The sequence below is a fragment of the Pediococcus parvulus genome, assembly GCF_007990205.1.
Lineage (GTDB): Bacteria > Bacillota > Bacilli > Lactobacillales > Lactobacillaceae > Pediococcus > Pediococcus parvulus.
Window position 1 is genome coordinate 47,846 of record NZ_BJWE01000001.1, and the last position, 23,448, is coordinate 71,293.

The 23,448-nt window shown below is 37.5% G+C and carries 18 protein-coding genes; 6 read left to right on the plus strand and 12 right to left on the minus strand.

From position 1 onward, the window contains the following. The first annotated feature begins 114 nt into the window (after nt 1–114). The 5 genes from parE to msrB all read left to right on the plus strand — a co-directional run bounded on the left by parE (nt 115) and on the right by msrB (nt 7,250). Entirely contained in the window at nt 115–2,115 is a 2,001-nt protein-coding gene (gene parE / locus PPA04_RS00230; protein WP_057782333.1) for a DNA topoisomerase IV subunit B, read from the plus strand. Nucleotides 2,116–2,192: 77 nt separating this feature from the next. Then, nucleotides 2,193–4,598, plus strand: a complete 2,406-nt coding sequence (gene parC / locus PPA04_RS00235) for a DNA topoisomerase IV subunit A (RefSeq protein ID WP_229923035.1) — start codon at nt 2,193–2,195, stop codon at nt 4,596–4,598. Nucleotides 4,599–4,727: 129 nt separating this feature from the next. Beyond that, nucleotides 4,728–5,693 (plus strand): LysR family transcriptional regulator, encoded by a 966-nt coding sequence (locus PPA04_RS00240; RefSeq protein WP_057782338.1) that lies wholly within the window; start codon nt 4,728–4,730, stop codon nt 5,691–5,693. Between the two features lie 30 nt (nt 5,694–5,723). Continuing rightward, a complete protein-coding gene (locus PPA04_RS00245; RefSeq protein ID WP_057782340.1) occupies nt 5,724–6,650 on the plus strand; it encodes a manganese-dependent inorganic pyrophosphatase in 927 nt (308 codons plus the stop codon). 174 nt (nt 6,651–6,824) lie between these two features. Further along, entirely contained in the window at nt 6,825–7,250 is a 426-nt protein-coding gene (msrB, locus tag PPA04_RS00250) for a peptide-methionine (R)-S-oxide reductase MsrB (RefSeq protein ID WP_057782342.1), read from the plus strand. A gap of 180 nt (nt 7,251–7,430) precedes the next feature. Here msrB and PPA04_RS00255 read toward each other — a convergent pair whose 3' ends face one another. The 3 genes from PPA04_RS00255 to fakB all read right to left on the minus strand — a co-directional run bounded on the left by PPA04_RS00255 (nt 7,431) and on the right by fakB (nt 11,496). Then, on the minus strand, nt 7,431–8,516 hold the full coding sequence (locus PPA04_RS00255; RefSeq protein WP_147206648.1) for a hypothetical protein: 1,086 nt from the start codon (nt 8,514–8,516) through the stop codon (nt 7,431–7,433). Between the two features lie 210 nt (nt 8,517–8,726). After that, on the minus strand, nt 8,727–10,412 hold the full coding sequence (rnjA, locus tag PPA04_RS00260) for a ribonuclease J1 (RefSeq protein WP_057782346.1): 1,686 nt from the start codon (nt 10,410–10,412) through the stop codon (nt 8,727–8,729). Nucleotides 10,413–10,632: 220 nt separating this feature from the next. Then, entirely contained in the window at nt 10,633–11,496 is an 864-nt protein-coding gene (fakB, locus tag PPA04_RS00265; RefSeq protein WP_057782348.1) for a DegV family protein, read from the minus strand. A 202-nt stretch (nt 11,497–11,698) separates the two neighbouring features. Here fakB and PPA04_RS00270 point away from each other — a divergent pair, with 202 nt between their 5' ends. Further along, nucleotides 11,699–13,396 carry an NFACT RNA binding domain-containing protein gene (locus PPA04_RS00270; RefSeq protein WP_057782350.1) on the plus strand — a complete coding sequence of 566 codons (1,698 nt, stop codon included), beginning with the start codon at nt 11,699–11,701 and terminating at the stop codon, nt 13,394–13,396. A 56-nt stretch (nt 13,397–13,452) separates the two neighbouring features. On the opposite strand, the gene PPA04_RS00275 is transcribed toward PPA04_RS00270, so the two are convergent. From PPA04_RS00275 to PPA04_RS00315, 9 genes are all read right to left on the minus strand, one after another. Then, nucleotides 13,453–15,915, minus strand: a complete 2,463-nt coding sequence (locus PPA04_RS00275) for an ATP-binding protein (RefSeq protein ID WP_057782352.1) — start codon at nt 15,913–15,915, stop codon at nt 13,453–13,455. Between the two features lies 1 nt (nt 15,916). Then, nucleotides 15,917–16,999, minus strand: coding sequence for a carbamoyl phosphate synthase small subunit (locus PPA04_RS00280; protein WP_057782354.1), 1,083 nt, complete (start codon nt 16,997–16,999; stop codon nt 15,917–15,919). Nucleotides 17,000–17,017: 18 nt separating this feature from the next. After that, on the minus strand, nt 17,018–17,554 hold the full coding sequence (gene pyrR / locus PPA04_RS00285; RefSeq protein ID WP_057782356.1) for a bifunctional pyr operon transcriptional regulator/uracil phosphoribosyltransferase PyrR: 537 nt from the start codon (nt 17,552–17,554) through the stop codon (nt 17,018–17,020). 113 nt (nt 17,555–17,667) lie between these two features. Then, nucleotides 17,668–18,579 (minus strand): RluA family pseudouridine synthase, encoded by a 912-nt coding sequence (locus PPA04_RS00290; RefSeq protein ID WP_057782359.1) that lies wholly within the window; start codon nt 18,577–18,579, stop codon nt 17,668–17,670. A gap of 2 nt (nt 18,580–18,581) precedes the next feature. Continuing rightward, nucleotides 18,582–19,037: a signal peptidase II gene (gene lspA, locus PPA04_RS00295; protein ID WP_057782361.1), complete on the minus strand. Its 456-nt coding sequence runs from the start codon at nt 19,035–19,037 to the stop codon at nt 18,582–18,584. A gap of 19 nt (nt 19,038–19,056) precedes the next feature. After that, nucleotides 19,057–20,715 carry a formate--tetrahydrofolate ligase gene (locus tag PPA04_RS00300; protein WP_057782364.1) on the minus strand — a complete coding sequence of 553 codons (1,659 nt, stop codon included), beginning with the start codon at nt 20,713–20,715 and terminating at the stop codon, nt 19,057–19,059. 4 nt (nt 20,716–20,719) lie between these two features. After that, nucleotides 20,720–21,124 carry an EbsA family protein gene (locus PPA04_RS00305; RefSeq protein ID WP_068807403.1) on the minus strand — a complete coding sequence of 135 codons (405 nt, stop codon included), beginning with the start codon at nt 21,122–21,124 and terminating at the stop codon, nt 20,720–20,722. An 8-nt stretch (nt 21,125–21,132) separates the two neighbouring features. Next, on the minus strand, nt 21,133–22,251 hold the full coding sequence (locus tag PPA04_RS00310; protein WP_186806931.1) for an NAD(P)/FAD-dependent oxidoreductase: 1,119 nt from the start codon (nt 22,249–22,251) through the stop codon (nt 21,133–21,135). Then, on the minus strand, nt 22,238–23,395 hold the full coding sequence (locus PPA04_RS00315) for a THUMP domain-containing class I SAM-dependent RNA methyltransferase (protein ID WP_057782370.1): 1,158 nt from the start codon (nt 23,393–23,395) through the stop codon (nt 22,238–22,240). Before PPA04_RS00315 ends, PPA04_RS00310 begins: the two co-directional genes overlap by 14 nt. Nucleotides 23,396–23,448: the final 53 nt, after the last annotated feature.

The following is a 23,448-nucleotide window of genomic DNA, read 5'->3' on the forward strand; positions in this document are numbered from 1 at the left end:
GAAATTCAATTCCAACGTTTGTTTTAGCGTATGTTATATTAAGTAAGTTAGTATTTTCAGATTTTTTTAAATAAGGTATGATAATAGGGACTATAAGCAGAAAGGGTATTTGAGATGAGTAAACGTAGTTCAGCAGAATACAATGATTCCTCAATTCAAGTTCTACATGGGTTAGAAGCCGTGCGGAAGCGTCCTGGTATGTATATCGGTTCAACCGATTCAAGGGGATTGCACCATCTAGTCTATGAAATCGTTGATAACGCCGTAGATGAGGCGCTTGCTGGTTTTGGAAAAGAAATCAATGTCACAATTCATAAAGATAATAGTTTAACTGTTACAGATAATGGCCGAGGAATGCCAGTTGGTATGCATTCTTCCGGTATCCCTACCGTTGAAGTTATCTTCACAGTACTTCATGCCGGTGGTAAATTTGGACAAGGCGGTTATAAAACCTCTGGTGGTCTCCATGGTGTGGGTGCCAGTGTTGTAAATGCCTTATCCGAATATCTCACTGTCGAAATTGTACGTGAAGGCAAAAAATACCGTGAAGAATTTAAAAATGGTGGTCATCCGGTTGGCTCTTTAAAGAAAATTGGTAAAACCAAACAGGCTAACGGAACTGTTGTGACTTTTAAGCCTGACAAACAAATTTTTACAACTACCGTGTTTAATTTCAACACGTTATCTGAACGCTTGCGGGAATCTGCTTTTCTATTAAAAGGCGTCAAAATTACTTTAACAGATGAGCGTGAAAATCAAGAACAAACCCAAACGTTCTTATATGAAGAGGGGATCAAAGAATTTGTAACTTATCTAAATGAAGATAAGGATACCTTAGGCGATGTTCTTTATTTTGACGGTTCCAAAGAAGGCGTAGAAGTTGAAATTGCAGCCCAATATAACGATGGTTATTCAGAAAACGTGTTGTCATTCGTTAATAATGTGCGAACTAAAGATGGTGGTACTCACGAAGTTGGTATGCGCTCTGGGTGGACCAAAGCTTTCAACGAATATGCTCGAAAAGTTGGTCTTTTGAAAGAAAAAGACAAAAATCTCGAGGGTAGTGATGTTCGTGAAGGATTGTCTGCGGTCATTTCACTTAGAATTCCTGAAAAAATTCTCGAATTTGAAGGTCAGACAAAAGAAAAATTAGGAACCCCCGAAGCGCGAACCATCGTGGACAATGTGGTGAATGAACAGTTACTTTTTTACTTAATGGAAAACGGCGAATTTGCACAAATGTTAGTTCGTAAATCTTTAAAAGCTCGTGAAGCAAGAGAGGCCGCCCGAAAAGCACGTGATGCGACGCGTAGTGGCAAGAAACGTAAAAAGACTGATCGATTACTATCAGGTAAATTAACTCCCGCACAGTCAAAAAATGCAGCCCGTAACGAGCTTTTCTTGGTGGAAGGTGATTCTGCCGGTGGTAGTGCCAAACAGGGCCGAGATCGTAAATTTCAAGCGATTCTACCGCTTCGTGGAAAAGTTTTGAATACAGAAAAAGCTAAATTAGACGATGTGATGAAAAATGAGGAAATCAGTACCATGATATACACAATTGGTGCTGGGGTTGGAGCTGAGTTTAATATTAAAGATCGTAACTATGACAAAATCATTATTATGACTGATGCTGATACTGATGGTGCCCACATCCAAATCTTATTATTGACTTTCTTCTATAAATATATGCGTCCTATGATTGATCAGGGTCATATTTATATTGCTTTACCCCCTCTTTATCGCTTACAAAAGGGAAAGGGGAAAAAGCTCCAAACTGTCTATGCTTGGACTGATGAAGAACTAGATAAGGCCTCCAAAGAAATTGGTCGTGGTTTTGCTTTGCAACGGTACAAGGGACTTGGTGAAATGAATGCCGATCAACTTTGGGAAACAACTATGAATCCTGAAACTAGGACTCTGGTCCGCGTTAGAATTGATGACGCTGCCTTAGCTGAGCGTCGTGTGACAACTTTGATGGGTGATAAGGTTGAGCCGCGAAGAAATTGGATTGAAAAAAATGTTGAGTTCTCACTTGAAGAAGAAGGAAGCATTTTAGACAATGAGGCCGTTAATGTCGCTCATGAAGGTGAATTTGATGAAGACGATGAAAAATAATGAAAGGAGGGGACAATGTGCCTAACTCAAAGAATGAAAACACCAATAAAATTCAAGAACTTACTTTAGAAGATGTCATGGGTGATCGATTTGGTCGTTATTCCAAGTACATCATTCAAGAACGGGCGTTGCCTGACGTGCGAGATGGTCTAAAACCCGTTCAACGTCGAATTTTATATGCCATGAATCAAGATGGCAATACTTATGATAAGGGTTTCCGAAAATCGGCAAAATCAGTTGGTAATGTCATGGGTAATTTTCATCCCCATGGAGACAGTTCTATCTATGAAGCCTTAGTCCGAATGAGTCAAAATTGGAAACTCCGCGCTCCATTAATTGAAATGCACGGAAATAACGGTTCAATTGATAATGATCCGCCAGCCGCTATGCGATATACAGAAGCACGTTTAAGTAAGATTTCAAGTGAAATGTTGAAGGATATTGACAAAGAAACCGTTGATTTTGTATTGAATTTTGATGATACTGAATATGAACCAACTGTTTTACCAAGCCGTTTCCCTAATTTGCTTGTTAATGGGGCTACAGGGATTTCTGCAGGTTATGCAACTGATATTCCCCCGCACAATTTAAACGAAGTCATCGACGCCTTATTGTATCTATTAAAGCATCCTGATGCCTCACTCGAAAAATTAATGGACTTTGTAAAGGGCCCTGATTTTCCAACTGCTGGTATTATTCAAGGATTGGATGGCATAAAAAAAGCTTATCAGACTGGTAAGGGACGGATTGTCGTTCGTTCTAGGGCCCAAATCAAACCACTTCGAGGCGGTAAATCTCAAATTGAAGTGTCTGAGATTCCTTATGAGGTTAATAAAGCTCAGTTAGTTAAAAAAATTGATGAAATTCGAATTTTAAAAAGAGTAGATGGCATTGTTGAAGTTCGTGATGAGTCCGATCGAAAGGGATTATCAATTGCAATCGAACTCAAACGAGAGGCTGACGCAAACGGAATTTTAAATTACCTTTTTAAAAATACAGATTTGCAAATTTCTTACAACTTTAACATGGTTGCAATTAACCATAAACGTCCAGAAAGACTTGGGTTAAAAGCATTTTTACAGGCTTACCTAAGTTTTCAAAAAGAAGTTATTACCAAACGCACGCGGTTTAGTTTGAATAAAGCTCAAAAACGGCAACATATTGTTGCTGGCCTGATCAAAGCTCTTTCCATTCTTGATAAAGTTATTGCCACAATTCGTGGTAGTAAAGATAAGAAAGACGCCAAGAATAACTTAGTTCAAAAATATCGTTTTACTGATGAACAAGCAGAGGCAATTGTTTCCTTACAACTTTACCGATTAACAAATACAGATGTGACCGCTTTGGAGGCCGAATCAGCCGATCTGGATAACCATATTGCCGAATACAATGAAATTCTGAATAGTGATGCCGCATTGGCTAAAGTTTTGCGCTCTGAATTAACCAGTGTAAAAAAAGAATATGGGTCACCACGCCTAACTGAAATTCAGAATGAAATTGAGGAAATTAAAATTGATCGTAAGGTCGTTGTGCCCGAAGAACAAGTTATGGTCCTTGTTAGTCATGATGGATATTTAAAGCGAAGTTCACTGCGTTCCTACAACGCTTCTGGTGACGATAATGGTCTCAAAGATGAAGATTATCCAATCTTCTTAAAGCAATTAAGCACTTTAGATCATCTAATGATGTTTACAAATAAAGGAAATCTGATTTCTCGTCCCGTACATGAATTAACCGATTCGAAGTGGAAGGATACTGGTGAACATATTTCACAAACCATTGGCCTGGGTGATGACGAACGGATCATTAAAACTTTTGCGTTCCATTCACTTAAAGAAACTGGTGAATTTCTTATTGCGACCAGTGACGGCTACATTAAACGCACAGAGTTTTCTGACCTGACGCCAGGTCGAAATTATAAAAAACATGCGGCAGCTTTCATTAAATTAAAACAACCAGAAACAATTGTGATCAATATTTCCTTTATTCCAAAAGCCATCGAGCAAACTGTTATGCTGATTTCTAAAAAAGGTTACGGTCTACGTTATGATTTAGCCGAAATTCCAAGCATTGGTGCACGAGCGGCCGGTGTAAAATCAATGGATCTGCGTGATGATGAAGTTACCAATGTGCAACTTGTGTCAGACGTCGATCAAGTTGGCTTGATCACGCAGCGCGGAGCATTCAAAAGAATGGCTGTTAAAGAGATTCCAGTTACTAGTCGGGCCCGGCGTGGCGTTTTGGTTCTCCGAGAGCTGAAAAACAATCCACATCGTGTGGTTGATTTTATAAAACTAAATGAGAGTGCTGTACTGGAAATTTTGACAACCCGTGGCACGATTCACGATATTATTGCAGCCGAACATCCGCTCAGTGCCCGGTATTCCAATGGTTCCTTCGTTATTGACACTGAATCAGAGGGCGAACCCGTTTCCATGAACCTTAAACAATTGCCGGTTGTAACATCAACATCCGAACATTAAATATTAATTTACACTTAACTTACCAGTTTTAGACGACAAAATTCTTGAAAAAATCACGTTTAACCATTAGAATAATTATAGTTATTATTGAAAGTTGATTATAATCATAAAAACTAAAGGAGAAACGGAATGAAATCAAAACAAGAAACTATTTTTTCATCTAAGACTTTAACTTATTTCCTTCAGCTGGCCGATACTATGAACTACACGCAGGCTGCTCGAATTTTAGGGATTACGCAACCTGCTTTAACACAACAAATTAAGAAGTTGGAACACACGGTTGGAGCACCATTATTTTACTCAGTTGGTAAAAAATTGCGTTTATCCGATGCAGGCTACACAATGCTAAAGGCCACTCATAATATCAATGAAGTTTTGAATCAGGCAACTGATGAAATTCAACAATCTACTTCACCGACAAAAGGTGAAATTAATATTGGAATGATGGCTTCAATCGAATCCCGTGTTTTTGAAGACTTCATCACTAAATATTATGAAAAACAACCAGATGTTATGATTACTTTTTATACGTTAACCCGAAAAGAAATTTGGGAACGTTTGGAAAACAACCGAATTGATTTGGCGATTATGTATTTGCCGGATGATAGCATTAAGAATTGGAAACCTTACGAATCGCGTAAAATTCTTAACGAAGATTTACTGTTCATCCATCATGATGAAAAATTGGCAAAACAAAAGAAAATCAAGTTAAGAGATACTTTGAACGCTAATTGGGTTACTTATCCCGATGGTTACTATTTAGATGGTGTTTTACGTGAATCCTATAAGAATCAGTTAGTGGACGTGCCTACGAGTGTTGCTCGTTTCACAACGCCGGATCAGATTCGACGCTTTGCTGAAACTACAGGGGTTAACAAAGCATTGCCAGCGTCATACGTCATTTCTCATCCAGTATCAGATAATACTTGGATGGCAAGATTTGATCCGGCAATCAATTTTGACTTAAGCTTTGTATTTAGAAAAGATAAAGATGAAATTCCCCGAATCAGTTCATTTTTGGCCGCATTTGACGACTATTTAAATGAAGAAAGTTACACGGAACGTTTACGTAAAATGATTGGTAATCAAAATTAAACAAAAAATTTAAAGGAGTTCTTTTTAATCATGAGTAAAGAATTAGTTTTTGGTCATAAAAATCCAGATACAGACGCCATCAGTTGTGCCATCGAATATGCTTACCTTGCCAACAAGTTAGGTGATGAAGTCGAAGCTGTTGCTCTCGGCAAAACAAACAACGAAACCAACTTTGTTTTGAATCGCTTTAACGTCAAAGCACCACGTGTGATTACTAAAGCTAAACCAGAAGTTGATTCAGTTGTCCTTGTTGACCATAATGAGGCAATTCAAAGTGTTGACGATTTGGCAGATGTAACGGTAACAAGTGTTATTGACCACCACAAAATTAATTTCTCATCTGCACAACCATTATTTTACCGAGCAGAACCAATTGGTTGTTGCAGTACAATCATTTACAAAATGTATTTAGAAAATAATGTCGAAATTCCTAGCAACATCGCGGGTTTAATGCTTTCTTCAATTATTTCTGATACATTACTCTTGAAGTCACCAACAACAACGGACGACGAACGGAATGCTGTTCCTGCACTAGCAAAAATTGCTGGTGTTGATGACTATGAAGCTTATGGTATCGAAATGCTAAAAGCTGGTAGTGACGTTAACGATCGTAGCGCAGCTGATATTCTTGAAGGTGATGCTAAATCTTTTGACATGGGTGGAAAAACTGTTCGTATTGGCCAGGTAAATGCCGTTGATTTAAACGATGTTTTCAAGCGTCAAGCTGAATTAGAGACAACCATGACTGATTTAATGGCTGACAAATCTTACGATCTCTTCTTACTTCTTGCAACAAACGTGCTTACTAGTGACTCTGAACTTTTAGCATTAGGTGAGGGCACGGACGTCGTTGAAAAAGCATTTGATACTAAATTTAGTAATCATCGTATGAGCCTACCTGGGGTTGTTTCTCGTAAAAAGCAAGTTGTACCACCATTAACTAAAGCTTTTGATTAATTAAACTTATCCTTTGTAAGATCCGCTCGCAGCTAGCAATAGCTTGAGCAGATCTTATTTTTGCACATATAATACATGCCATTAACTATTTTGCGAGTCTTCTCAGTTGCCTTGTGACAAAATTTAAACTATACTAATTTAGCTCAATTAACTTACGTTCAAGGAGGAACACACATGACTGAAAAGGATTTGAAGCAGTTATCCAAGGAAGCATACGAAGTGACACAGCACGCCGCCACAGAAGCACCATTTAGTGGAAAATACGATAATTTTTACAAAGAAGGCATTTATGTTGATATCGTGAGTGGCGAACCCTTATTTTCATCAACGGATAAATATGATGCTGGTTGTGGTTGGCCGTCATTTACGAAACCGATAGATAAATCTGTGACTAAAGAACATCGAGATTCATCGTTTGGTATGGAACGTACAGAAGTTAAAAGTGCAAAAGCTAGTTCACATTTGGGCCATGTTTTTACTGATGGTCCACAGGACAAAGGTGGCTTAAGATATTGTATTAATTCAGCCGCACTTAAATTCATTCCAAAAGATCAAATGAAAGATAATGGCTATGGTGAATATATAAAATTACTTTCTTAGTTTGAAATAGATCAAAGAATAGTTTTGAGACTACTTTGAATAATATATATTATGTAAACTAGAACGTAAAATTAAAAATAAACTGATTTTCACCCGCAACCTCCTCTATCCCACTTCTTAAATTTAATTACACAAAAAATGGATCTTCCAAAAGGAAGATCCATTTTTATTACACGATGCTTATCGATTGCTTGAACTAGATGTCTTACTACTTGCAGAAGATGATTTGCTGGCACTAGTTGTTGAACTACTATGTGAAGAAGCAGAACTATTAGTTGAGCTTGCCTTTGAACTACTATTGTAACTACTGCTGTTACCATTAGATGAACTGCTATAACTAGAATACGAACTACTACTTTCAGGATAACTACTACTGTAGCTACTATAACTATAGCTACTGTAACTTGATGAGCTAACTGCAGCAGCTGAAGATGCTATTGACGCTGCAGCACTAGCTTGTTTCTTTTTATAAGTTTTAACAGCTTTTTCAACTCTAGTTAAATCTTTATTTGCTAATTCAAAGTTGGGATACTTATTTAACTTGTCTAACAGATTATTCAACTTAGTATTTGTGACCGAAGCCGCTAAGGAACCACTTTTACCATTTTTGAATAAATTATTGGTCTGTTTATGCAACTTACTAACAGCCTTAGCCTTTGTTTCGAGTGCACTTAACTTCTTATTATACTCACTATAGAACCCAGAAAAATCTGATTCAAAACTAGATGATTTCAAATCCTGTAATAAGTTGCTAACCTTGGTTCCTGTTGTAGAAGTTTTATACGTATTACCACTCTTCAAGTTTTCAACTCTCTGGCGAAAAGCAACTGCACTTTTCCCAAGACTTGCCAATTGGCTATACTGGTTAGCCTCTGTATTATTACGTACCTGCTTAGCATCAGCTGCCAATTCAACCATTTGAGCTCGCGTAGCAGTATCCGTAATATTATCACGATCACTATTAAAGCTTTGTTGAACGATCTTTTCAGCGTTAGCTTGAGCCTGATTCCCACTAGATCTTCTGACGAAGAAAACAATTGCTCCTATTAATACAATCAAAATACCAACTATCCAAAGCCATTTTTTTGACTTTCCGGACTTGTTTTTAAGTTTTTTTGGTTTATTAGGTTGCGGTCCACGTGGTGGTTTGGGGGCACGTTTTTTTTGTTTTTTTTCTTCTTTTTGTTGTTCTTTTGCTTTTAAACGGTCCATTCTTGAGGTTGGAACAGACCAATCATTATTATTGTTGTTATTAATCGTCATCATCTTCCTAACTTAATAAATTAAATATGCAGTTAAACTTATAGTTTCAATTTAACATTTTTTGAATTGAACAACCAGTATGAACCTCAATTATTCATAAAAAATACAATTAATCGGTTCAAACAAAAAACCTCCAAATGCTGAGTAAGTTTATTGCTCAAATCTGAAGATTTGTTTGCCGGCGCATAATGGCAAGGGTCTGTTACACACATATTATTCAAAAATTAGCATTGGCACAATCATTGGGCTTCGTTCAGTCTTTTGATATAAGAACTCCTGAAGATCATCAATAATGTTTGTGCTAAAGTCTTTTTCTGTTGGATGCGCTTTTTCCTTCATTGTATTTAGTAAAGAACGGAAAGCTGCCTTATTTGTATCGTGAATCAATTCGTTTGATTCGCGCATGTAAATAAATCCACGAGATATTGTATCTGGACCTGCAGTTATACGATGTTTTTTGATATTAATTGTGGCAACTGCAGTGACAACCCCTTCACTAGCTAAAATGGTCCGATCACTCAAAATTTGGGAACTAACATTATCATTAATATCAGCATCATTCAAGTAAACGTCACCAGCACTGAAATGATCCGCAATTCTGGCGCTATCACGGGTTAAAGCCAAAACATCACCATTTTTCATAATGAAACAATTTTCTTCTGGAATACCAGTCTGTTCCGCAAGCTTCGTATGAATCATTTGCATTCTATATTCTCCATGACAAGGCATAAAGAACTTGGGCTTAATCAAGCGTAACATCAACTTCTGATCTTCTTGACCACCATGTCCAGAAGTATGAATATTATTAACTTTACCATGAATGACGGTAACGCCCGCCTCGTCTAATTTATTGATTAAATTATTGACGCTAACGGTATTTCCTGGAATTGGATTACTAGAAAAGACAACTGTATCATCTGGTTGCAAACTAATTTGACGATGAGTTCCATTGGCAATTCGACTCAAAGCAGCCATTGGTTCTCCTTGGGATCCGGTACATAAAATCATTAATTTATTTGCCGGTAAATTATTTAATTCTTGTGCATCTACTAATGATTCCTCTGGAATATTCAAATAACCCAGTTTTTGACCGGCCTCAATCGCATTTTCCATACTACGTCCAAAGATAGCAATTTTACGTCCCTGAGCCAAAGCAGCCTCGCAAGCTTCTCGAACCCGATAAACATTAGAAGCAAACGTTGCAAAAATAATTCGACCTTGAATTTCAGTAAAAATACGTTTAATACTTTGTTCTACAAAACGCTCAGATTTAGTGAAAGTTGGTCGTTCTGCATTAGTACTATCTGACATTAACAACAAAGAATCTTTAACGCCAATAGCAGCCATTTTCTGGAAATTTGGTGAAGGTAAATCCCCCACTGGCGTTAAATCAAATTTGAAGTCTCCTGTTTGCACAATAGTTCCTTGAGGGGTATGAACAGAAATTCCCAAAGTGTCAGGAATTGAGTGCGTTGTCCGGAAAAATGAAACGGAAAGTTTTCTGAATTTTAAAACGGTATCTTCCTGTAGTTCATGTAATTCAGTTGTCCGCAACAAATTATGCTCTTTTAGCTTACCCTTAATTAATTCCGAAGCAAAAGGACCTGCCCAAATTGGCACGTTTAGTTTTTGAAGGAAAAATGGAATTCCACCGATATGATCCTCATGTCCATGAGTGATTACCAACGCTTTAATTTTCTTTTGATTTTCAATCAAAAACTGATAATCAGGGATAATATAGTCAACACCTAGAAGTTCATCTTCGGGAAACTTAATTCCACAGTCAATGATTACGATTTCATCTTGATATTGCACACAATACATATTTTTACCAATTTCGCCTAAACCACCAACGGCATAGACAGCCACTTCATTATTTTTAACTTTTAATTTACGCATAAAAAACTCCTTCTTTTAATAAACCCTAATAACCCATTTGAAAGGCATCAGTGTTTTTACGATCATAATAATTTTTTTCATGGCAAACAACTCTCACCATTCCGATTGTATTAAATTAACCTTATCACATTCCCCTTCAGTTCACAACAAAAGTACCAAGCCTTTTATAGAATAGTAATAAAATAAGACGCAAGCCAATATGCTTGCGTCTTATTTTAGTTTACTGTTTTGTATAATCCTCTAACCAGGCCAAAGCAAGTGCTTTTTCACCTAAATGGGCTCCAATAACTGGGCCAAAATAACTAATATCAATTGGCAAGTCTGGATACTTGGTTTGCAATTTTTCCTGCCACTTTAACGCGGCAGGTTCATCGTTTGCATGAATAATAATTGCTCGAATTGGGTAATCTAGATTTTCTTTACTCTTTGCAAATAATTCTTCTACCCTGGCCAAGGCCTTTTTAGTAGAACGAACTTTTTCAAAGGCTACGATTTCGTGAGCATCGTTGAAAGTCAAAATCGGTTTAATTTTTAACAATCCTCCGATAAACGCTGAAGCATTTGACAATCGTCCCCCACGAACAAGGTTCTGCAAATCATCAACGATGAAATATTCCCCAAAAGTGGAACGTAGTTGATTGAGGCGTTCTAAAATCGAGGCTGGTTCTTGCCCCTCACGTGCCATCCTGGCAGCTTCTAACACGAGTGATCCCATCAAACGCACCGTGATTTCAGAATCATATACGTAAACATTTAAGCCTTCTATCTCATTTTTAATAGAGTCCAAACTACTTACAAATCCTGAAATCGTGCTTGCTAGGTGAATACTAATGACATTTTCATAACCTTCATCACGTAACTGCTTATACAACTCAATCATTTTGCCTAGTGGGGGCTGAGTTGTGCTTGGAAAAGAACCCGAAGTTTTTAGTTTTTTATAAAACTCTTCATTAGTAATGTCAACGCCTTCATCATAACTTTTCCCATCAATCACTACGGGAATTGGTACGATGGTAATATTATTATCTGATATTTCTCTTGCTGATAAGTAACAGGTACTATCTGTTACAATGGCCGTTTTCATGTGTACACCAACTTCTACTTTTAAAATTAATATTTTCATGATAGCATATTTTTATAAATTTTCAAAAATTGTCTTGCTCTATTTAAAATTCTAGATTTAAGAACTTTAGATCTCTCTGTTTGAAACTTAGTTTATCACATTTTCTGGAGACACTGGTATACTAGAAGTTAACAGTCTATTCGAGAAGAAAGTAGGTTTCATTATGTCCTTTGATGGTTCTTTTACACACGCAATGGTTCATGAATTAAATGATTTATTAAAAAGTGGTCGAATTACAAAAATACACCAACCTTACGAAAATGAAGTAATTATTACATTCCGGGCCAATCGAAAAAATTATCCCGTTTTACTCTCTGCTCACCCAAATTATGCGCGAGTGCAAATTACAAAAATTCCTTATGCCAACCCTGCTGTCCCAACTAATTTTGCTATGATGCTAAGAAAATACTTGGATGGTGCCATCTTAAATGGTATTCAGCAGGTTGAGAATGATCGGATTGTCAATTTTTCATTTTCAAAACGAAATGAATTAGGTGATATTGAGGAACTTCTGCTGGCAGTCGAAATTATGGGCCGCAGAAGTAACATCGTCTTACTTAATAACACGACAAAGGTTATTTTAGACACAATTAAGCACATTAATGCTGACCAGAATCGTTATCGTTTGTTACTTCCAGGAGCCACATACATCACACCACCCAGTCAAGACAAGTTAAATCCCTTTACTGATGAAACAAAGGCATATGCTAAAGCGCTGAGTGACTTCCCTAACCAGGAGGTTTTGGCTACTGAACTGCATCGCATTTATCAAGGATTAGATAAAAATACCAGCCTTGAATTAGCTAATTATTTGCATCAACACAACGAATCAAGCGCGTTTGATGACTTTTTCGAAAAATTCGATCAACCAAATCCTGTTATGACAACTAAAAAGCAAAAATCTAGTTTTACTGCTTTTCCATATGCAACTTTAGAAGGCACGCAGCAAAACTTTACTACCTTAGGTGACTTACTGGATGCATTTTACGTAGCGAAGGCTCAACATGATCGAGTCATTCAAAAAGCTGGCAATTTAGTGCATGTTGTCAAAAATGATTTAAAGAAGAATCGAACTAAATTAAAAAAACTTAACCAAACTTTGGCTAGTTCTGAACAAGCCGATGTTTACAAAATCAAGGGAGAAATTTTAACCACTTATCTTAATCAGGTTAAACGAGGAATGACAGAAATCACCCTTCCTAACTATTACGATAACAATCAAGATATTAAGATTTCTCTTTCTAACCAGATTTCACCCTCACAAAATGCGCAAAAGTATTTCAAAAAATATCAAAAGGCAAAAAATGCTGTTCATTATGTTTCTGAACAACTCACAAAAACGCATCAAGAGATTGATTATTTGGACAATATTATGACGCAAATTGAACTGGCAAATCCTCAAGACCTAGATGAAATTCGAGAAGAACTAGAAAAAGAGGGTTATTTAAAGGTTAATCAAAAGAAACGAAAACAAAAACGATCAAGAGCTAGTAAACCAGAAACCTTCCATGCTACAGATGGCACTCAAATTTCTGTCGGTAAAAATGATACTCAAAATGATCGTTTGACTTTGAAAACGGCTAAGAAAACGGATATTTGGTTGCATACTCAGAAGATTCCAGGGTCACACGTGATTATTCATGACGCTAACCCGACCGACCAAACACTCACTGAAGCCGCCACTTTAGCTGCCTACTTTTCCAAAGCACAACAGTCCGCACACGTTCCTGTTGACTATGTGGCTGTTAAACGCGTGCATAAGCCGAATGGTGCCAAACCTGGACTAGTTATTTATGAAGGCCAAAGTACCCTGATTGTGGATCCTGATGAACAGTTAGTCAATCAGTTAAGACAAGTTTAATTAGCAAAAAGGATGCTACGACAAAACGAGTCGTAGCATCCTTTTTTTGTATGAATTTATAACTTTGTGCTTGTAATTCTGGCTCCAATTGCCAACGAAAACGGTGGATTCTGTGGCTCGGGAATCTGTAATTGATTGTACGGAAAAACGTGTTCTAGTTTTAGATGCACATTTTGACTAGTTAACTTAAGTGGTGATTCGCAATTTGAGCGTTTCAGAATTAATTTAACCATGTCCGCCACAATATCATAGTTTAAAGCGTAGGTCATAAAGGGAATATCCTGAATTGCCAACGGAATCGTTCCTGTAACGATAAGGTGACTCCCCTCCTGTTTAAACATAACTGAATAGATGCCATCCTCTTGTTTGCTGAGCTCACTTAGAGATATGTGTTGCAGTTTATTAGAAATCTGTTTCTTTGCTGAAGAAGGAAAATGCAAACTTGCATCTTCCGCAGTGTCAAAACAGCCTAAATTTCGTTGTTTTTCTTCCATCTTTTCAGCCACAACTAAATAATTTGATTCTACATTCTCTGCCCGCGAAGTTCGGGATAATGGTAGTTGGGTAATTTTAACACCAGCTGTTTCCAAGTCCGTAACAATTTGCCACTTTCCTTGTGCAATTACAAAATCCGGTTGTTCACTATTCATAATATTTAAGCAGTTTTCAACAGTTAACGGTTCTAAATACAGTTTGTCAGCTAACCTTGGTAAAATTGAAATTGCACTTGGATTATTATTAATCAAGATAGTTTCAAACCCTAATTTTTGGCAAGCTTGAATTGTATGCACCGTCACATATTCAGCTGCCGCATTCGTACCAACTTGATTATTAGCCGTACCCAAAATAAACACTTTAGGCTTTTCACTAATTTGTGATTCATTTTCTGTTTCAAAAGTTGTGTAATAACTACGATTATTATAAGGAAATTCTCCCGCCGTGGGCTCAATCCCCTTAAACGTTGGTCGAATTTGATTTGTCTCACGGAAATCACGCACTTTTTTGTCAGAACATTTCCACAATTGTGCAATTTGAGAATCGCCATATCCATAATATTTAGCATTGCGCAAAACATCAACGTCAAAAGGATGTTTACGTAACTTTTTTTCAATTTGAACAATATGAATCAATTTGTAGAAATAAAAAGCATCTATTTTTGTGAGTTCTGCCAATTCCTCTACCTGATATCCCCGCCGAATGGCTTCCAGTAAATAAAAAACTTCTCCTGCTGTGGGATGTACTAAAACATTGATTAATTGACCTTCGTTTAGCCTTGATTCATCCAGAGCCGCTTGCTCAGAGGTAGATGTCGAATCAACTGATCGAATCGCTTTCAAGGTCGCTTCTTCAGTACTTCTCCCAAAAGCAATTACCGATCCAGTTGATTTCATTCGCGTATTTAGCTCCTGATTAGCATTAGCAAAACTAGCAAAAGAAAAAGTTGGAAAACGGACTGCAATGTGATCCAATGTTGGCTCAATTAAAGCCAAGGAATCATGCTGCCTCAGGCCTGGAATTGTGATACTTCTTAAATTTCTACCAAAACTAATTTGTGTGCAAACTAACGCAACCGGGTATCCAGTCGCCCGAGCAGCAAATGCCGTTGTGCGATCAAAATAAGGGTTTACCCGAATCACATAATAATTACCTGTACTCTGATTTAAAGCAAATTGAATATGACAAATTCCGCGAATCTTGAATTCTTGTACAATCCTTAAAGCTGAGGATCGAATCGCCTGAAATTCTTGATCTGTAAGAGTCTGAGTCGGCGTGAAGACAATTGAGTCTCCCGCATGAACACCAACTGGATTAAAATCTTCGGCAGCACAAATAAGCATTCTTGTATTTTCATTGTCTCGAATAACGGTCATTTCAATTTCTTTAAACCCGACAATGCTTTTCTCAACCGCAACTTGATGAGTGGTTGAAATTCTAAATGCGGACGCAAGCATTTGTTTCAGCTGATGCTCATTTTCGCATCTCATTCTGTTGTTATTGGTTATGGCAGCGACAGGTTTAACGATTACAGGATAACCAATTCGTCGCACAAATTTTAAAACCTCATTTGTATCACTTAAAATATTAGTTGGAATATAAGGTTCATGAATATTCTGTAAAATACGATTCAATGCCTCTGGATTTTGCGTATTTGCAATAGTCTTTAAGCTAACCCCCAAAACACGAATATTTAATTGATTAAAGATTCCAGCCTCATCAAGTTGGTGAAGTAATTGAAAAATAGGCGTTCCACCTAGTGTTGGTATTAAACCATCGAATTCATTATTTCTAAGAATTGTAATTAAAGAATTGGCATCCAAATTACTAATTATAAAGTGCTCCGGATCTAAATAGTCTCCCGCAACTGAATTAGCATTATTACTGACAAACGTAACTTCCTTGCCAGCCTTGTGAAGTTCTTGAATAGTTTGTAAGGTTGCTGTTTCAAGTTCAGTATCCATACCAATTTCATTTGGGCCAGACCCAATAATTACTATTTTTTGCAACTTTGTTCGTGCCATTTTACCGCTCCATTCGAGTAGTCATGATTTCGATGAATTCATCAAATAATTCTGAACTTTCCAATTGCCCAGGCGCACCATCAGGAAAAAACTGCACACTAAAAGCAGGAAAGTCCCGATGCCTTAATCCTTGAACAGATTGATCAACTAAATCAATGTGGGTAGTCAACATTTTATCGCGATTAATCGACTCACGATCAACTGTATACCCCTGTCCTTGTGATGCATAAAATATTTCATCTGTAATGATTGATAAAATCGGATGATTATCGCCATGATGCTCAAATTGTAATGGCTTAACCTTTGCCCCGTTGGCCATCGCAAATAGTTCATGTCCTAACCCAATAGCAAAGAGCGGAATCCGCTGTTCCACCTCTGCAATCATATCTGTCAATGATTTTGGTAAGTCAGTCGGACTACCAGGACCTGTTGATAAAATAACACCATCAGGGTCTAGATCAAAAATCTGTTCAGCAGTACAAGAATATGGTAGTACAGTCACATTGCAATTTCGTTGACTTAATTGCCGCAATATTCCATGTTTTAGACCTAAATCAACTACCACCACGTTCAACCCGGTTCCTGGGTTAGGGTACGCCTTTGGAGTTGAAACCTGGCTAACTTGTTGATTAGTCAACACAATCGCATTCAATTGATCAAATGCATGAGCTAAGTCCTTAACCGGATCAACAATGCTCCCCTTAACGGTCCCTTTGGCTCGCAACTTGTGAATCAACGCTCGTGTATCAATGCCACTAATACCGGGGATGTTTTGAATTTTTAAAAATTCATCTAATGAAAGTCTTCGTTGACGATTAGTTGAAACATCAGCGACATCGCGGACAATAACACCTTTACATGTAGGTTCAATTGATTCGTAACTAGCCCGATCAATCCCATAACCCCCAATTGAAGGCTGAGAAAAAACAATAATTTGATTGTGATAGATTTGGTTCGTAATAATTTGTTGATACCCAGTTGCACTTGTATTAAAAACAACTTCTCCAAAAGTAGTTGCTGGCGATCCAAAAGCCTGACCACGATAGACCGTGCCATCGTCTAAAATTAAATATCGCTCACTCACGGTCCTCACCTCATTTAACTATTTGCCATTAACAATCTTAACTGAATCTTCTTCATCAATTTCAGAAACGGAAACTTCAATTTTTTCATTCTGCGCAGTCGGGATGTTTTTGCCAACAAAATCTGCTCGGATTGGTAGTTCCCGATGTCCCCTGTCTACCAAAATCGCTAAATTAATTCGTTTAGGTCGACCTATATCCATAATGGCATCCATTGCCGCTCGAATTGTCCGTCCAGTATATAATACGTCATCTACCAAGATAACTTTTTTTCCTTCCAAACTAAATTCAAAATGTGGTTTCCCAGGTAAATTTGGGTCACTATCTAATTGATGAATATCGTCGCGATAAGCTGTGACGTTCAACTCGCCAACTGGTACTTCGACATTTTCAAGTTGTTTTAGTCTCTCCGCGATTCGCTGAGCCAAAAAAACTCCCCGTGTTTTAATTCCAATAATGACCAAATCCTCTACACCACGATTACGCTCAATAATTTCATATGTAATTCGTGTCAAAGCACGCTTCATCGCCATTGTGTCCATGATTTCTTTTTCCAAAGCAGCCAACTTCCTTTCTAAAATAAAGGCGAACCAAATTTACATTTGCTTCGCAAAACTACCTAATCTATATACGCACCTACTAATTTATAAAGCGCTATTACGAATTAACTTTAACCATGTTCAGATTGTGTGTCAAGCCATTTAAGTGTCTTTTCAAACACTGCAGGCAATGGTGCCTTAAATTCAAGATACTTGCCGGTTGTTGGCTGCTTAAACCCTAAGACACTGGCGTGTAAAAATTGACCATTACCTTTTAAAGTTTTTCGGGGTCCATACAACGGATCGCCAGCAACGGGATGTTCAATATATTTCAAATGAACGCGAATCTGATGAGTTCTACCCGTTTCCAATTTGCACTGAATTAAAGTGTAGTTTCCATAACGTTTGAGAACCTTAAAATGGGTAACTGCTGGTCGGCCATCTGCCACAATTGCCTGTTTCTTTCTGTCTTTGGGTGATCGACCAATTGGCGCATCAATCGTCCCTTGATCTTCTTTGATATTTCCGTGCACCAGGGCAATATATAATCGCGTATTTGTTTTAGCTTTCAACTGTGCCGATAAACTCTGTTGCGCATGATCATTTTTGGCCACCATTAATAAACCTGATGTGTCCTTATCAATTCTGTGAACGATTCCTGGTCGATTTGTACCGTTAATTGTAGATAAGGGACTATGATACAGTAACGCATTCACTAATGTGTGATCTGGATGCCCTGCAGCCGGATGGACAACCATACCTTGTGGTTTATTGACAACAATGACATCGTTATCCTCATACACAATATCCAAAGGAATATTTTCTGGTTCAAGATCAAGGGGTTGAATATCTTCATCTTGAATTTCGATCTTATCGCCAGGTTTAACGCTGTACTTATTCTTAATTTGCTTTGAATTAACCAAAATATGGTCATTTTTAATTAAATTTTGAATATGTGAACGAGTTAAATCTGGAAAAGCCGCTGCCAACACTTTATCAATTCTGCCTTGTTGATCCTGGATAACAAGTTCATGGGTTAACATATTTAACTCTCCAATCTATCTTCCTTGAAAATTGCAATAAAAAGTACGATAACACCTATTGTTAGTGAAAAATCAGCCACGTTAAAAATGGGAAAATTGATAAAATCAAGTTGAAACATATCAACAACGTATTTCAATCTAACCCGATCAATAAAGTTTCCAAATGCACCGGCTAAAATTAAGCTTAAACTAATTTGATATAACCAATGTCCACGAGTTTGATACAAAAAATAAAGTAAAACGAACAAAGCCACTACTGTAATTAAATAGAAGAAAGTGGTTTTTCCTTCCAAAATACTCCAGGCTGCCCCGTTGTTTCGAATATTAGTTAGTGAAAAAATTCCAGGTATAACCTGATGAACAGCATCCATACTAATATTGGTTGCAACCCAAAATTTTACTAATTGATCAACTACGACAACTGCTAAAATAATTAAAAAATCTATGGCAAATAACATGTCATGACCTCATTTCCTATCAGAATAATCCGCTGATCTTACCATCATCACTGATGTCAATGTCCAACGCGGCAGGATGCTTGGGTAATCCAGGCATTGTTAGAATATTACCTGTCATTGCCACAATAAAACCGGCTCCCAGCTTAGGAACAAATGATTTTACATGAATAGTAAAATCTTTAGGAGCCCCCAATAATTTAGGATCGTCTGATAGTGAATATTGTGTTTTTGCCATACAAACTGGTAATTTATCCCAACCATACTTTTTAAAACGTTTGATCTGATTAATTGCTTTTTTAGAATACTCAACATGAACACCACCGTATATCTTAGTCACAATGGTTTCAATCTTGACCGTAAGATCAGCATCTGGTTCATACAGTGGCTTAAATGTGGCCGGTTTTTCAACAGTTTTACTTATCGTTTTAGCAAGGTCGAGTGCGCCGTGACCGCCTTTTGCCCAAACATCTGTATCCAAAGCTTGAATTCCCATATCTGCACAAATTTGTTTGACATAGTCAATTTCATGATTGGTGTCTTGAGTAAAACGATTAATTGCTACAACAACCGGTACTCCATATTGAGCCATACTTTTAATATGATGAACAAGGTTTGCAATACCCTTTTTTAATGCATCTAGATTTTCTGTTGCCAAATCTGATAACGCCTGACCACCATTAAGCTTCAAAGCCTTTACAGTCGCCACAATCACAATTGTATCCGGCGTTTTTCCTAATACCGGTGTCTTGATATCAAGAAATTTTTCGGCGCCAAGATCAGCGCCAAAACCTGCTTCGGTAATCGTATAGTCAGCCAAATTCAATGCGGTTTGTGTAGCAAGCACACTATTACAGCCATGCGCAATATTTGCAAACGGACCACCATGAATAATAGCTGGTGTATGAGCCAAAGTTTGAACTAGATTAGGCTTAATTGCATCTTTTAGCAAAGTTGCAATAGCCCCACCAACATTTAAATCTTGGACGGTCACTGGTTTCCGATCGTGCGTGTAACCAATCACAATTCGATTAATTCTTGCTTTCAAATCGTGCAAATCTTCAGACAAACATAGAATAGCCATTAGTTCACTGGCTACCGTAATATCAAAACCATCCTCCCGGGGAACACCTTGAACAGGGCCACCCAAGCCAATGACAATATTGCGAAGTGCGCGATCGTTGATATCTAAAGTTCGTTTCCAAACAATTCTGCGTTGATCAATTCCTAATGCGTTCCCTTGCTGCATATGATTATCAATGAGAGCAGCCAACGTATTATTGGCTGTTGTTAACGCGTGCATATCACCAGTAAAATGCAAATTAATATCTTCCATTGGTACAACCTGAGCATAGCCGCCACCAGTGGCTCCACCCTTCATACCCATCACTGGCCCCAGCGAGGGCTCCCGGAGCGCAATCATAACCTTCTTTTGTAATAAACTAAAAGCATCTCCTAAGCCAACCGTAACAGTTGATTTTCCCTCGCCAGCAGGAGTTGGATTGATTGAAGTAACCAAAATTAATTTTCTTTTAGTCTTTTTTTCTGTTTGCAGAGGCAATTTTATTTTGGCTTTATATGAACCATATTGCTCGATATCATCTTCCGATAGACCAATTTTTTCTGCAACTTTTACAATCTTGTCCATTTTTACATTTTGTGCAATTTCTATGTCTGTCATTTAATTACCCCGCAATTCCAGCACGTTTATCTTTTAAAGTTTGAAACAAATATTCTCGATTCTTTTTAGAAAGATAAAAAGAATACTGATCAGAATTAAACATAAAACTAATTCCAAATTTAGTCAGTTTCATTGTCTGAATGTCTGCCACATTCATCACTAGCCAGCTCTTTTGTAAACTTCGATTAACAACTAACTTATCAGCTTGTACTAACATTGAACGGGTAAAATACTGGACACCACAAATAATGATAAAGCCAATAAAAAATGCCGCCGTAATCCAATTAAAATGAGTGACCTCAAGCCAAAAAATAACTCCCATAATTAAAACTAACAGTGTCCACGACCATGATGAAATACTGGCTAAAAACGCTGGTTGATAATAAAAATTAGTTTTTGAGGATTGCACAGTGATCACTAACCTTTCATATGAAGATAATTAGAAATTTCTTTTTGATACTTCGAGTAATCTCTTGAAGATTCAAGTAATGAAACTAATAGTTTGGCAACTATCGGTCCGGTTGTTAACCCAGATGATCCCAGTCCTGAAGCCACTAAAACATGGTCATTATTTGGTAACCAGCCAAAGAATGGCGAAAAATCATCTGTAAACGACCGGGTGCCAACCCTAGTCGCGATTAAATCATCCTTAGATAAACGATTATCAATTCTTTTAGCACTTGCAAAAAGATCATCCAAAGCATCTTGAGTGAATTTTAAGTCAAAACCCGGTGTATTTTCGTGGGTCGCTCCAATAATTAAGCGCCCATCACCAATTGGCATAAAGTCCTTTTCACTTTCAGGCATTAATACCGGTGCAATTACATCATTTTGATAAGCTGGTACATTCAATTCAATTAATTGCCCTTTTTGTGGATGAACTTGTACTTCATAATTTAGAGGGGCCAATAATTCGTTAATGCCCGCTCCAGCACAAACCAGGATCAGATCAAATTTTTTAACTTGGCTTTCATCTTTGATAGTTTGATCATCAACTAACTCAACCTTGCTATGCACAAGGTTAACACCATTTCGTTCACTAATTTCCAAGAGATGTTTGACAAATCGATTTCCGTCAATGCGCGCCCCACCGCTAATAAAGATCCCTTGAAAATCTGCAGTAACAAGTGGCAATAGCGTCCGAATTTCTTGCGCATCCACACGCTTAATTGTCCCCATTTCCGGAGCATTCACTTTTCTTTGATTAGCCAATGATTCTAACTCATCCAAATCAGCACTTTCTTTTCTGGTGACAATTGTCCCAGATTGCAGATAAGTTTTGGAATTCATTTGAGTTTCTTTAGCCAATTCAGCAATATAGGTTGCCCCATCTTTAGCTAATGCGTACCATTTCTTATTCCGGCGTTTTGATAGCCAAGGCGAAATAATTCCGGCAGCAGCCCTAGTAGCCTGACCTTTTCCTGGATCATATAAGGTAACCGAGTAATCACTGTTTTTACTTATTAAATACGCAGCAGTTGCACCAACAATGCCACCACCGATAATGGCAACTTTTTCCATACTAATTCGTTTCACGCTTTCCTTCATGATGCCAAACTGGCTTTCCCCAATATTGGAAATAATCAGTCCTTAAAGCACCATTGTACAGTTTTCTTTTTTTAGTGGCTTGACCACCATAAAATCGTTCAAATTCCAAATCACTTGTTAAAATATATTTACTCCAGGTTTTTAACGGCTTGTAAACGACTCCCATTTCACAATAGAGTTTACGTACGCTTTCTTGATCACTTAACCGTTGTCCATAAGGAGGATTGGCTACAATAACACCATTTAATTTATCTGTTTTGAAATCTTTAACAGCCATTTGCTTAAATGAAATAAGATCTCCCAAACCCGCTTCGAGTGCATTTCGTTTAGAGATATTAATCATATTTTGATCAATATCGTAACCTGTAATATCAAGTTTAGCATCATAATTAGCCTGGGCGTCTGCTTCATCACGTAATTTTTCACTCACTGTATCAGGAACCCAATCCCATTTTTCACAAATGAAGTTACGGTTAAACCCGGGCGCAATATTTTGACCAATCAATGCAGCTTCAATGGGAATCGTTCCTGATCCACAAACAGGATCAACAAACGGCATATCTGGTTTCCAACTGGTCAATAATACTAAAGCAGCAGCCATGTTCTCCTTTAAAGGAGCACCACCTTTGTCAATTCGATAACCTCGTTTGAATAAACTGTCTCCAGTGGTATCCAAAGTCAACTGAACCTGATCCTTGTTAATTGCAACTTCGATTGGATAAACGGCACCTGTTTCTGGTAATCTTGTTCGTCGATGATAAGTTTCTGAAAGCTGGTTCACAATTGCTTTTTTGACAATGGCCTGTGCATCCGGCACACTGTGCAATTGTGAATTTCTTGATCTTCCCTCTACAGGAAAATTAGCATCAATGGGCAATAATTTATCCCAGTTTATTTGTTTAGTTTGCTCAAAAAGAGAATCAAATGTCTTGGCTTCAAACTCACTGACCACAATTTTAATTCGATCTGCCGTTCTTAACCAAAGATTTGTTCTAAGAATGTCTTCAATTGTACCTTCAAAACGAACGCGGCCATTTTGAACCTCAACATCATAACCAAGTTCGCGTAATTCCTTACCTACCAGTGCCTCAATTCCACTAGCACAGGTGGCCATTAATTCAAATTTTTGCATAAATTTCACCTTTTATATTTTTAATCTAAAAAAAACTAGGATAAAAGCGAACT